Origin of the sequence: Legionella sp. PATHC039 (assembly GCF_026191275.1) — a bacterium.
Classification (GTDB): Bacteria; Pseudomonadota; Gammaproteobacteria; order Legionellales; family Legionellaceae; genus Legionella; species Legionella pneumophila.
This window is the reverse complement of sequence record NZ_JAPHOP010000001.1, coordinates 1,361,147-1,374,060: the sequence shown is the minus strand read 5'-3', so window position 1 is coordinate 1,374,060 and position 12,914 is coordinate 1,361,147. Positions and strand designations below refer to the sequence as shown.

The following is a 12,914-nucleotide window of genomic DNA, read 5'->3' as shown; positions in this document are numbered from 1 at the left end:
AAATATGTCTATACTTAATATTGCCTATTCAGGATTAAATGCTTTTCAGCGTGCCCTAGATGTTACTGGCAATAATATTGCTAATTTTAAAACCAGAGGGTATAGCAGACAATCTATCCAATTTACACCTATTGCTTCAAATCGCTATGCTGGTTCATACATAGGAGCAGGAGTATCTGTTTCATCGATTTATAGAAATGTTGATCAATTTGCCAATGCTCAGGTTCGAAGCACTTTGAGTTATAGAACTCAGTATGATGCATTTTACAATCAAGCGCTTCAGATTGATAAACTGCTTTCACAGGATGGCTCAAGTATTTCGGCTCCCTTACAAACTTTTTTTGATTCAATAGGGCAATTGAATAGCACACCCGACAGTATAGCGACAAGAGGTGTTGTATTGAAACAGAGTCAGTTGTTGGCTCAACAATTTAATTCGCTACAAATAAAACTCGAAGAGTATCAGCGTAATTCCACATTGCAAGTAACAGAGTCAGTAAAAATAATTAATCAGATAACAAAAGAGTTGGCTGAGGTGAATGGGAAATTACTGGGAAATAACAATATACCAGAGTTGCTTGACCATAGAGACGAGTTACTCAAACAATTGTCAGGATATACTGATCTCAGTATTTTTGATCAGGGTGATGGTACGATTAGTGTTGGAATTGCCAGCGGAGATATGCTAGTGGCAGGAACCCAGCAACGCGATTTGGTAGTGGGTATAGGTAAAGACTCTATTTTGGGGACAAAGATCTTTTTAACTAGCGGAGGAAATAATCAAGTCGATATCACAGACAGGCTGACTACCGGCATGTTAGGCGGTCTTATAGATTATGAGAAAAATGTTTTGGGACAGGCCAGCCAATTAATAGGCCAAATGGCCATTGGTTTAGCTCAGACATTTAATACCCAACATAAGTTGGGAATGGATATGAATAGCCAAATTGGCAAGGATTTTTTTACTGATTTTAATTCCCCCGGACAAATGCTGAAACGATCTACAGCTTCAGCTGACAATAGTGGAACTGCTGTCTTATCTGTCAATATCTCAGATATATCCCAAGTGAAATTAAGCGATTACGATCTGATAATTAGCGATACTGGGGCTAATGAATTGCGATTGATAAGAAAATCAGACGGTACTTCTACAACCTTAACCTGGTCAAGCTTGCCACCAGCCCCACCAGCAGGGCAAGTAGTTATAGATGGAATGACGATTACAGTAAACGATTTATCGCAATTGGCAAATAATGACCATTATACTCTAACCCCTACCAGAGGAGCAGCCAGAGATTTTGCCTTGGAAATTAAGGATGCTTATGAAATTGCGCTGGCTTCTCCAGTGAAAACAACAGCGTCATTAAATAATACCGGGCAAGGCCAAATTATTTTAGGATCAGTATTGAATACGGCTTCTGTTAACAAACAATTCAGGATAGATTTCATTTCGGATACTCAATACAACCTGGTTAATGTAACGGACAGTACAACAACCGGTCCTTTTGCCTTTGTACCAAATACAAACAATGTCATTCAAATTCCCGATGGAATAACTCCTTCTTATTCAGTTGTTTTATCTGGGATTCCCAAATCCGGAGACCAATTTACTACTGATTACAATACTGGTGGATTTGGTGATAATCGCAATGGCTTGATCCTTGGCAACATACAACAAAACAAGATTTTTTCAAATGGAAGCGAAACCTTATTTGACAGATATGGTAGCTTGCTTGCTGAAGTGGGAGGCAGAACCAATCAAGCTAAAACCAGTTTTGAATCAGCCGATATACTCCATAAGCAGGCTTTAGATTTCCAGGATAGCAAAAGTGGAGTTAATCTGGATGAGGAAGGAGCCAATTTGCTTGTCTTTCAACAAGCTTACCAGGCAGCGGGAAAATTGATGGAAATATCCAATCAAATTATGAACTTGTTGTTTGATATCATGAGGTGATGAATGCGTATTTCAACCAATCAGATATATCAGCGGGGTTTGGATAATTTGTTGACTCAGCAAGAGAGATTGGCAAGGCTCCAGGATCAACAAGCTAGCGGCATAAGAGTTCGGACTCCATCTGATGATCCAGTCGCATCTGCACAAATTGAGCTGATTAAACAGCGCATCAGCAATATTGAGCTATTACAGAATAATCGGCAAGCGGCAGACAGTGCCTTGCGTTTAGAGGAAGGGATATTATCCAATACAGTCAACTCACTTCACCGCTTACGTGAAATACAAATTCAGTCTGGGAACCCAAGTCTTTCCGAAGAGGATAGAAAAAACCTCGCTGTTGAAGCTCAAGCCTTATTAAATCAATTACTTGATTATGCTAACACTAAAGATAGTAATGGAAGTTATATGTTCAGTGGGAGTAAATCACTAACACAGCCAGTGTCATTGAATCTCTCAGGGCAATATGTTTATAACGGAGATAGCACACAGCGTTTTCAAGCAGTTACAACGAGTTTACTGGTAGCAGTTAATGATACCGGTGACAACGTGTTTATGCGCATTCCAAGTGGAAATGGGCGTTTTGCCATAAGAGAAACGGTAACCCCTAATACAGGAACAGCTTCAGTCAGTTCCGGTTCGGTAATTAATGAAGCCGCTTTTGTGCCGGATAATTACACAATGAGTTTTGCTTTAAATTCTCAGGGTAACCTGGTAGTCATGGTGAGTGGTACTCTCAGTGGTAATGTGATACCCCCAAGTGGTTTACCGGATGATGCACCATTATATCAGGAGGGTAGTGCCATTAGTTTTAATGGTATGGAAATGGTAGTGTCTGGCTTACCCAAAGCAGGGGATTCATTTTCAATTAGTCCAGCAAAAAATGAATCTATTTTCTCTACTGTACAGCGCATGATAAATAACTTAAACAAACCGTATGTCTCGTCTGTAGAAAAAGCAGCTACTCAAACTGAAAATAATCAATTGTTAGCTCAGATTGACAGTGCTTTAGGCCACATTTTGAGCGTACAGTCTGATTTGGGCGCAAGACTGAATCAACTGGAAACTGCTGAAAAAGCTAATAATGATTATCTGGATATCAGTGCTGTGACATTAAAAAAACTCAGAGAAATTGATCCTGTTGCTGTTGCAACGGAATTGAATTTACAACTAGTCAATCTGCAGGCAGCCCAGTTAAGTTTTACACGAATTCAAGGATTATCATTATTTAACTTTTTGTAAAAGCATCTCAAAAATGGAGTTTTTTATCTTTTAGATCAAGTAGCGTTGAATAATCTTATCCAGCTTAATCATTATTGTAAATCAATCAGCATAACTATAAGTTATAACCTATAAAAAGAACTCATAAGCATGTCACATCCTGTTCATATTGACTTGTTATTATGTATTTAAAGCCCGATGAGCAGGTGAAATTATGAAAACGTGGAATAGTCAAAATGGTACATCAAATGAGACAACTATAAACCTGGGAAAATTAAGTACTGCAAAAAATTTTGTATTTCGCAGAGGAGGCTCTAAAGGGCTAGCTTATATTGGAGCATTGCAATCCTTGTCTGAACAAGGGGTATTGGAAAACATTGAAAATGTTACAGGAAGCTCTGCTGGTGCTATGACAGCGGCGATAGTTGCTTGCGGCGGATCAGCTGAGTTAATGGACTATTTTTGTAGTGCAAATAGTTTAGCGGATTTTGTTGATAACCGATTGACTAAAAAATTGCTTCCTAAAAGCGAGAAGAGTCCACAAGCTGACTCTTCTGTGGATTATTCTTCAATAAGTCATGAGCAAAAGGGTAACCAGCTCGAGACTGAATCCAGTCTAGCAGAAGCAAAACTTGTTACGAAACCATCCAAATTAACTTTCGCTATTGCATCTAAAGGCGCTAAATTAGTTGAAGCGATGGAGCATGTCATGAGGATGGCTATTTTCACGCATTTTCCTGAATCTCTGGATAATGAATTGAAAAATGTTCACGAGAAGCTCAATGCAATTGAGGATAAAGGGAGCGCTGAATATATTAATCTTGCGAAAAGACAACAGATTCTGGAAGACACCCAAAAAATCATAAACAGGCTGCATGATCCGAATTTTGATTTAACTTTTGGCCATTTACATACGTTAAATCAATACGATCCTCAACGATTCAAAGAATTGTATGTTACTGGAACAGATGAAAACGGTGAGTTGAGGATTTTTTCTCATGAGAAAGATGCTGACATGCCTGTTTCTATTGCAGTTCATATCTCTGCGTCATTGCCAGGAGTTTTTGATCCGGTAATATATGAAGGAAGAAAAATATATTGATGGTGGTGCTGCTAATAATTTACCAGTCAATATCTTCTTTAATAAGGAGGAAGCGTATACTCCGGGAGTAGTGACTACCATTGGAGTTTCTTGCGAGAATAAATTGGACATCACAGAAAAAGAATTCAAAAATCCATCCTTTATGGAAAGGATCATGGGTTATTTAGGAAATTTTGTTAAAAAAATGTTATGTAAACTTGATGTTGAAGGCGCTGTAAAGGAATAGAGAAGAGAAATGTTGAAATATATAGACAATGGAAATCTGTTTGTTATGGTGGCACCTCCAATTTCAATAACAACCGCCCAAATGCATATTGATAAAGAGGAAAAAGAGGGAGTTATCAAGGTAGGTAAAGCGTTCTGTGATATGCAACTAAAAAGTATGATTGATGCAGGTTATAAACCACAGCCATTTGATGAAAAAACAGCAAAAATATTGGCAAGCACTGGTGAGCAACAAGAGCACTCAATACAAAGGACCATTGATTTTAAATCAAGATTGCAAAATTTTAAACAGGCAGACAGACCTTGGTCTAATCACGTAGAAAAAACTATTGATCGACTACTGTTGGTCAAAGGAGAGGTCACTCAAAATCAAATCGATCTATGTCTGCAGTGGCAGAAAATAAAATCAGTAGATAGCAACCCTGAGGATAGATTAAGAGAGTTTGTCTATGCATTCCTTGCTTCTCCATTGGCAGAGCCAGTCAGCAATCAGCAGGAGATTAATTTCAGTAAAGAAACAAGAAAAGAAATTAATCTATTAAAAAATCTACCAGGATTATATGAAACTACTCCTGATTTTGCAGAAGAGTTTAATAATCAGAGAATGCCATCCTTACAAAGAGCGTAAAGAGTTAATAGTCTGTAGAGTGTGACTTAAAGCAAGGAGGCTCTAGGTTCCAATATTTTTAAAGCCCCGATTTATTGAATTGTATAATTTGGTGGAGTTAAAATTCGCCGGTAAGTTTCTTCGAAATAGACCCTGATGTCATTGGCGTCCCGGGCAGGATTCGAACCTGCGACCTGCCCCTTAGGAGGGGGCTGCGCTATCCATCTGTGCCACCGGGACTTTGACTTTATTTATCAAACGCAAGTCTACCCTTATAGTCGGAAAATGACAACGGGAAAGCAAATTTCTTATATGAAAATGTAAAGATTATTGATAGGGCTGGTTGGATTGGGGTTTTTCGTAAGCACTGCTTAATTATTCTGTCATTTCTCAATTCTGGAAATCGGTAAGTCAATTTTTATTAAACCTGGTGAAGGTTTTGTGATTGGCTATCAAGATGGCTATAACCTGATAACAGCATGACATGAAACAATATCTATTGACCGCATATTAATAATTAAGATACCTTGCGCTAGTTGATAATGGATTGCAAAATTTGAGTCATTAAAGGAGATGTTAAAATATGAAAATTTTTAAAGGATTAAGGAAAAACACTGGTTTTAGGAAGCAGTCAAATACTCAAAAAATATCTAATTCATCGATTCAATCATCCATTACTTCTTTATCTGGTGATACAAGCCAACCTCGATTTGATTTTTTCCCAATAAACAATAGAGATGTTTTATTAAAAAGCCCCTCTTTCAATCATGTTGGTTCAGAATTTCAACCCATGGCATCCACGAGGGATATAAACTCAATCTCGATTACATTACCAATTAAACACAATATTCATCGAAATCATAATAGTAATTTGTCAGTTGACTCAACACCAGCCGTGGACTCATCTAATCAACAGGATCATATTTCTTATTTACATATATGCTTTACTCATGAGGAAGGAAAATGGTATTTATTTTTAAAGTGTTTCACAACGCTGGATGTTTTTAATTATGATTTTGCGCCATTATTGAAAATACTACATAAACCAGACATAAGAACTTATCCCATGAGTTTGGGTTGCCCTGGGGTTATTGATAGGACAGAACTCGTTGACATGGATAGAACAATTTATGTCAGGAAGTTTATTATACATGGGCCTGATGATGAGGCTAAAATCTTGCAAGATATTCATGATTTCAACCTGAATTGTTTGAGGCGGTTTGAAGAGTTAACCTACGGTAGAGATAATAGTGCTTATAGAAACTCTCAAGCTCTGGGGAGAATTTTGCATAAAATTATAACTGCCTATCAAGAAGTAACTGTAAATGAATATGATATAGCATTGAACCGGCTTAAGATTGTGTTTCAAGATCAAGTATTTCAAAATGATCCACAAATTTGTTTGTCTTTGACTCACATAGTCAATGCATTGATTGTTTTAAGTCAAAAAAAGGAACTTAATAACAAAGGAGTGGAAATTGATGAACACCAATTACATCTCATTTTAAAAGAACTTGCAAAACATGAAGGTAAAAAATTTAAAAATAATCTATGGTTTCCTATAGGGACTGTTGATGCAATTAGACAAGAGTTAGAAGAACTGTTTATTTCAAAGCAAACTATATCTGCAGCATCTATAATAAGTTAATAGTGATATAAGTACTAACAGTTACAATTTAATTAAGGACGATAAAAATGAAACAAATTAAAGGAATACTATTATCAATAATATCTTTATCATTCTTGCCGTTTCTGGTGTTTGCTTCTGATGCGTCGATTAGTCTGGTTGGTGTTCAAGGCTATGATTTGGTTTCTTATCATCAGAAAAATGGCCCTGTCCGTGGTAGTGGTAACCACACTTCTTATCATAATGGAGTAGCTTACCTATTTGCTACTGATGAAAACAAAAAAGTGTTTCAGGCTAATCCTGAAAAATATTTGCCAGCATATGGTGGTTATTGTGCTTTTGCAGTTTCAGTAGGCCGGAAAGTAGTAAGTGATCCATTAGCATGGAAAATTGTTGATGGCATTTTATATCTCAATCTTAATAAACAGGTACAAGAGTTTTGGTCAAAAGATATTCCTGGAAACATAAAAAAGGGTAATATTCAATGGGAAAAAATTAAAGATATTGATCCACAAAAAATTTAATGTAATTGCAATATACCACTTGCGTCTATTCAAATATCTCTAACCTGTACCATTGTGTTTTATCGATTATGGTACAGGTTTAATGCATATTAATTTCTATTTTTATAATGGCCATACCCATAAAATAGTTGGAATAGTAACGACTACAACAATGAGTTCTAATGGTAATCCCAAACGGAAATAATCAGAAAATTGGTATCTTCCTGGACCCATAACCATGGTATTGTTTTGATGGGCAATTGGAGTCAGGAAGGAACACGAAGCACCAATAGCCACTGCCATTAAGAAAGAATCCACATTAACATGCGCTGACTGGGCAATCTTGATTGCAATGGGAGCCATAATTAATGCTGTTGCTGCATTGTTTAATAAATCAGATAAAGTCATAGTGATAACCAGAATTGCAACCAAGGCAAAGATAGGGGAATATTGCCCAGCAATTTTCATAAATCCATTTGCAATCAAATCTGCAGCACCAGTCGTTTGCAATGCTTCTCCAACAGGGATAAGAGCAGCTAATAATAATAGTACCGACCAATCAATAGTACGATACAAACTGTGTGTTGGTATTGCTTTTAATAGAATGAGCGCAAGCACTGCTATCATAAAAGAAAAGTCGAGTGGTAGTATTTGCAGAGATGCCAAAATGATGGATAGTGTAAAACAAATGATTGGTAGAAATTTTTTTTGTGTCAAATGGACATTAATATCTCTTTCTGCAAGGGGCAAGAACCCCAGGTCGACAATTGTTTCGCGAAGCGTTGCGGCATTTCCCTGCAGTAGTACCACATCTCCTGCTGCGAAACGAATATCAATTAATTTTTTTCTAAACGATAATTCTTCTCTAGAAATAGCTAACAAATTAATCTTATGACGTGAACGAAATCTCATCATGGAAGCGGATTGTCCTTCAATACTGGAATCTGGTAATACAACAGCTTCCATAGTGATGATATCACTGTCGTAGAGCTCTTTAGAGGTTAATGGTTTGTTGCCAGCGAGGATTAGACCATTTGAATCCAAAATGTTTTTCAAATCTTCAGGAGACGCTTCAATAATTAAAATATCGTTGCAATGAATGATCGTATCATCAGTGTATGCAAATTTTTTTTTACCTTCATGCACAACTGCTATCAGTTCAAAGTTCGCTTTAGTCATCTCGAGAAACTCTTTAACAGTCTTTTCGCACATAGAAGAGGTTTCAGGAACTTTTACTTCAGTCATGTAATCAGAAATCTGGAATGAATCTCCCGATTTACTATACTTGGCCCGCACTGGAACTAATTTCCATCCAATCAATGAAACAAAGAGAACACCCATCAATGCTACCGGAAGCCCTACGGGAGTAAAATCGAACATATTGTATGGGGTACCCAGGACTTGATTGCGGAAGTTGGAAATTAATAGGTTGGGAGGGGTACCTATGGCAGTGATTACTCCTCCCAAAACTGAGCAAAAGGCAATAGGCATTAAGATGATAGATGGCGATTTTTTAATTTCTGTAAAAGCATGAATGGCGATAGGCATCATTATCCCTAATGCGCCCACATTATTCATAAAAGCAGACAGAAATGCACTGATGCCACTATAAAGACCGACTTGAAATGATGTTTTTTTTGAGAGTTTTTTTAATTTTATAAAGGAATTATTTAATACGCCTGATTGGGTGATGGCATAAGTTAAGATCATGACACAGCCGACTGTTATTACTGCCGGGTTACTGAATCCTGAAAATGCCTTGTTAAAGGGAACAAGGCCGGTCAATACTGATATGGCCAGTGCAAACAGGGCAACAAAGTCGTATCTCCAATAATTCCAAACGAATAAAATGAGAGAAAGAATTAAAATGGCAAATAAAAGATAAGGCTGGTACATGCAATAATCCTTATTTTCATGTTTTATATCAACATCCATGCTAATAATTACAGGACTCTACCCAAAAACATTATTTAAGTTTGATTGATTACATTCCTGAGTAATTCGGTCCACCTCCACCTTCGGGTGCTTGCCAAACTATATTTTGACGCGGATCTTTAATATCGCACGTTTTACAATGAATACAGTTCTGGGCATTAATTTGTAATCGAGGCCCTTTTTCAACATCCTCGATTATTTCATAAACAGCTGCTGGGCAATAGCGGCTTTCTGGGGAAGCGTATTGGTTTAAGTTCACTTCAATGGCCAGCTTAGGTTGTTTTAACTTGAGATGGCAGGGTTGATTTTCTTCATGAAATGTATTTGATAAAAATACAGATGAGAGTTTATCAAATGTGAGCACGCCATCGGGCTTGGGATAGTTAATTTTTTTAGCTTTTTCTGCTGGAATTAACGATTTATGGTCCGCATGATTTTTTAAAGTCCATGGAGAATACCCTCGAGTTACATAAGTTTCCAAGGCAGCATTAATTAGACCTGGGAATAAACCGTATTTGAATCCCGGTCTAATATTTCGTACTGCATATAGCTCTTGCTTTAGACAGGATTGATTGATTTTTTCAGGGTAAGCGCTTAGCTCAAATTGACCACTCTTTTCCTCGCTTAGTGCATCAAAGCAAGCTTGTGCAGCAAGCATTCCAGATTGCATTGCGGTGTGAATTCCTTTAATTTTAGGCACATTTAGGAAACCGGCAGCATCTCCAATCAAGGCGCCACCAGGAAAGGTAAGTTTAGGGAGAGATTGCCATCCTCCCTCATTAAGTGCTCTGGCTCCATAACCAATTCGCTCACCGCCTGTTAGAACAGATTTAATAAGGGGGTGAGTTTTAAATCTCTGAAACTCTCCAAAAGGATTTAACCAGGGGTTCTTGTAGTCAAGTCCTACAACAAAACCTATAGCAACTCTCTGCTCTGAAAGATGATACAAAAAGGAGCCTCCATAAGTCGCATGATCAAGAGGCCAACCAACAGTATGGATGACTTTTCCAGGTTCATGCCGGGATGCATCAACTTGCCAGATTTCTTTAATCCCTATACCGTAAGTTTGTGGTTGTGAATGATCTCTTAAATGATAGCGACTCATTAATGTTTGACTTAATTGCCCGCGACATCCCTCAGCAAATAAAGTTTGTTTGGCTAATAAATGCATGCCAGGTTGATAATTATCAGTTTTTTTCCCTTGTCGATCAATTCCTACGCCGCCAGTAGCTACACCTATGACTTGATTTTTATCATTATAGAGAATTTCTGCTGCCGCAAATCCAGGGTATATTTCACAGCCTAGAGCTTCTGCTTGTTCTGCAAGAAACTTACATAGTTCTCCCAAACTGATAATAAAGTTTCCCTCATTATGCATAGGTTTTGGAGTAGGGAGCTTAAATGATTTATTTTGAGTCAAAAAATAAAACAGATCTTTGTTGACAGGCGTATCTAGGGGGGCCTGTTGCCAATTCTCTGGCAGTAATTCTTTTAAGCTTCTGGGTTCTAAAACTGCACCAGAAAGAATATGAGCGCCGACCTGAGCTCCTTTTTCCAGTATACAAATAGTAATTTTTTTTTGTGAAGCTAAAGCCAGTTGCTTTAATTTGATTGCAGCGGATAATCCAGAAGGCCCTGCACCGACTATGATAACATCAAATTCCATCGTTTCGTGTTCCACACGTACTCCTATAACTTACAAATGAAAAAATGATCGCCTTTATAAGGTTTAAGATCAAGATTAAATTTTATATTTTCAATTTTTGAAGGGCGAATTTTATTTCATGGTAATATAAATCTGAGAGAATAGCTGAATTGATAGGGCATATAATTGTTTTTTAAACATAAATTCTCCAATTAGCAAATATTAGGTTAGAATAATCGAACCTTGTCAAAATTCATTGAAGGTATGGTTTATGAATAGCTATAACAAAAAATCTGAAGAGTTACCAAAAACACTGGGCCGGTTTTTCTGGCATTTTATAAAGAAACAGCCTTTGGCTTTTACTGTGTTTTTTGTAGCACCGATTGCTATGGTGCTTGAAAATAATGCTATTCCCTATTCTTTGAAAATGATCATTGATGCTCTTGGGGGGTACTCCGGAGAGGAAAATATTTTTTCAGCAGTTGCTCCGGCTTTATGGTTAGGTGGAGGTGCTTGGTTCGCCTTAATTGTGATTTTACGTCTGCAAAATTGGTGGCAAGGATATGTGATACCAAGATTTCAGGCTGATGTCAGAATGTCTGTGATCGAGTATTTAAGTCGCCAGTCTTATCATTATTTTTCCAATCAAATGGCGGGTGGTTTAGCTAACAAAGTCAACGACTTACCCCGTGCTCTTGATTCCATATTCAATATCATAACCTGGTACGCGATCGCAGCATTCGCTTCTATCATTGTGGCATTGATTTTGATGTGTACCATTAACTACTGGTTTGCAGTTATTTTGTTAAGTTGGATTATTTTTCAGCTTTATATCAGCTATAGATTGTCTAAAAAAGTTGATCAATATGCAAAAGAAAACGCAGAGGATAAAAGTCAGTTAAGCGGTAAAATAGTTGACAGTTTGAGTAATTCCAGTGTGGTTAAGCTTTTCGCTCGTTCTCGCGATGAGCTGGCTTATATTTCAGCAAGTCAGAATATGGAGGTACAAAGTAATAAAAAGCTGTCGATTTATATGAACATATTTCGTTTGTACCTCGATATTCCAGTCACAGTCATGTTAGTGGCTATGGTGTATTTCTTGTTGACTTTTTGGAATAAAAAGCTCATTACAACAGGAGATTTGGTTTTTATATTCAATGTATCGTTTTCAATCATGACTCAAATTTGGTATTTGTGCCATGCTATTGCCGAGTTCTTTCGAGAGATAGGCATAGCAAGACAAGCTATTGCTTTGCTTAGTGCACCGATAGAGGTAGAAGATGCTCCTGATGCTAAGCCATTGATTGTTAAAGAAGGAAAAATAGAGTTTGATAGCGTAACTTTTCATTATAACCAGGGTAAGAAAGTATTTGAAAATAAATCAGTGATCATTAAACCTAAACAGCGTGTTGGTTTGGTGGGGTTTTCGGGAAGCGGTAAAACGACCTTTATTCATTTAATTTTACGCCTATTCAATGTGGAATCTGGAAAAATTTTGATTGATGGTCAGGACATCAGCCAAGTGTCTCAAGATTCCTTACGTTCAGCTATCAGCCTTATCCCTCAAGATACTACATTGTTTCATAGGACTCTTATGGAAAACATCCGTTATGGTAACCCTGATGCGAGTGATGATGAGGTTGTGATAGCATCAAAACAGGCATGCTGTGACGATTTTATTTCACTTTTACCCGATGGCTATAATACTTTGGTAGGTGAAAGGGGAATTAAACTATCAGGGGGGCAAAGACAACGCATTGCAATTGCTCGCGCTATTTTAAAAAATACGAAGATTTTGATATTAGATGAGGCTACTTCACAGCTGGATTCCCTAACCGAAGAAGCCATACAAAATTCATTGTGGCAACTCATGGAATCAAAGACTACAATTGTTATTGCCCACCGATTATCAACACTATTGCATATGGATAGAATTTTAGTTTTTGAAGCAGGAAAAATAATTGAAGATGGAAGCCATGAAGAGTTATTAGCGAAGGATGGTTTATATAAATCCATGTGGGATGCTCAAGTAGGTGGATTCTTGCCTGAATCCGATCGAGACAGAGACAATTGGGATGAATAATCAGATACCAAGTGC

At 37.4% G+C, this 12,914-nt stretch carries 10 protein-coding genes and 1 tRNA gene; 8 read left to right on the top strand and 3 right to left on the bottom strand.

Annotation, left to right across the window (positions count from 1 at the left end):
• The first annotated feature begins 4 nt into the window (after window positions 1–4).
• The 5 genes from flgK (at window position 5) to OQI99_RS16175 (ending at window position 5,127) form a co-directional block, all read left to right on the top strand.
• Entirely contained in the window at window positions 5–1,954 is a 1,950-nt protein-coding gene (gene flgK / locus OQI99_RS06190; RefSeq protein ID WP_061513433.1) for a flagellar hook-associated protein FlgK, read from the top strand.
• A 3-nt stretch (window positions 1,955–1,957) separates the two neighbouring features.
• Window positions 1,958–3,193 carry a flagellar hook-associated protein FlgL gene (gene flgL, locus OQI99_RS06185; RefSeq protein ID WP_061513434.1) on the top strand — a complete coding sequence of 412 codons (1,236 nt, stop codon included), beginning with the start codon at window positions 1,958–1,960 and terminating at the stop codon, window positions 3,191–3,193.
• Between the two features lie 193 nt (window positions 3,194–3,386).
• On the top strand, window positions 3,387–4,274 hold the full coding sequence (locus OQI99_RS16185; protein ID WP_275477721.1) for a patatin-like phospholipase family protein: 888 nt from the start codon (window positions 3,387–3,389) through the stop codon (window positions 4,272–4,274).
• Window positions 4,252–4,500 (top strand): hypothetical protein, encoded by a 249-nt coding sequence (locus OQI99_RS16180; protein ID WP_275477722.1) that lies wholly within the window; start codon window positions 4,252–4,254, stop codon window positions 4,498–4,500. The genes OQI99_RS16185 and OQI99_RS16180 overlap by 23 nt, the downstream gene beginning before the upstream one ends.
• 9 nt (window positions 4,501–4,509) lie before the next feature.
• Window positions 4,510–5,127, top strand: a complete 618-nt coding sequence (locus OQI99_RS16175) for a hypothetical protein (RefSeq protein WP_275477723.1) — start codon at window positions 4,510–4,512, stop codon at window positions 5,125–5,127.
• Window positions 5,128–5,269: 142 nt separating this feature from the next.
• On the opposite strand, the gene OQI99_RS06175 is transcribed toward OQI99_RS16175, so the two are convergent.
• Window positions 5,270–5,346: transfer RNA gene (locus OQI99_RS06175), tRNA-Arg, on the bottom strand.
• A 343-nt stretch (window positions 5,347–5,689) separates the two neighbouring features.
• Between OQI99_RS06175 and OQI99_RS06170 the strand changes: the two genes are divergently transcribed.
• Together OQI99_RS06170 and OQI99_RS06165 are read left to right on the top strand one after the other, a co-directional pair.
• Window positions 5,690–6,754, top strand: coding sequence for a lpg1273 family Dot/Icm T4SS effector (locus tag OQI99_RS06170; protein ID WP_061513435.1), 1,065 nt, complete (start codon window positions 5,690–5,692; stop codon window positions 6,752–6,754).
• A 47-nt stretch (window positions 6,755–6,801) separates the two neighbouring features.
• Window positions 6,802–7,257 carry a YHS domain-containing (seleno)protein gene (locus OQI99_RS06165; protein WP_061513436.1) on the top strand — a complete coding sequence of 152 codons (456 nt, stop codon included), beginning with the start codon at window positions 6,802–6,804 and terminating at the stop codon, window positions 7,255–7,257.
• 102 nt (window positions 7,258–7,359) lie between these two features.
• On the opposite strand, the gene OQI99_RS06160 is transcribed toward OQI99_RS06165, so the two are convergent.
• Together OQI99_RS06160 and OQI99_RS06155 are read right to left on the bottom strand one after the other, a co-directional pair.
• A complete protein-coding gene (locus OQI99_RS06160; RefSeq protein WP_061513437.1) occupies window positions 7,360–9,132 on the bottom strand; it encodes an SLC13 family permease in 1,773 nt (590 codons plus the stop codon).
• 88 nt (window positions 9,133–9,220) lie between these two features.
• Window positions 9,221–10,852 carry an electron transfer flavoprotein-ubiquinone oxidoreductase gene (locus OQI99_RS06155; protein WP_061513438.1) on the bottom strand — a complete coding sequence of 544 codons (1,632 nt, stop codon included), beginning with the start codon at window positions 10,850–10,852 and terminating at the stop codon, window positions 9,221–9,223.
• A 235-nt stretch (window positions 10,853–11,087) separates the two neighbouring features.
• Here OQI99_RS06155 and OQI99_RS06150 point away from each other — a divergent pair, with 235 nt between their 5' ends.
• Window positions 11,088–12,899 carry an ABC transporter ATP-binding protein gene (locus OQI99_RS06150; protein ID WP_061513439.1) on the top strand — a complete coding sequence of 604 codons (1,812 nt, stop codon included), beginning with the start codon at window positions 11,088–11,090 and terminating at the stop codon, window positions 12,897–12,899.
• The last annotated feature ends 15 nt before the right edge of the window (window positions 12,900–12,914 follow it).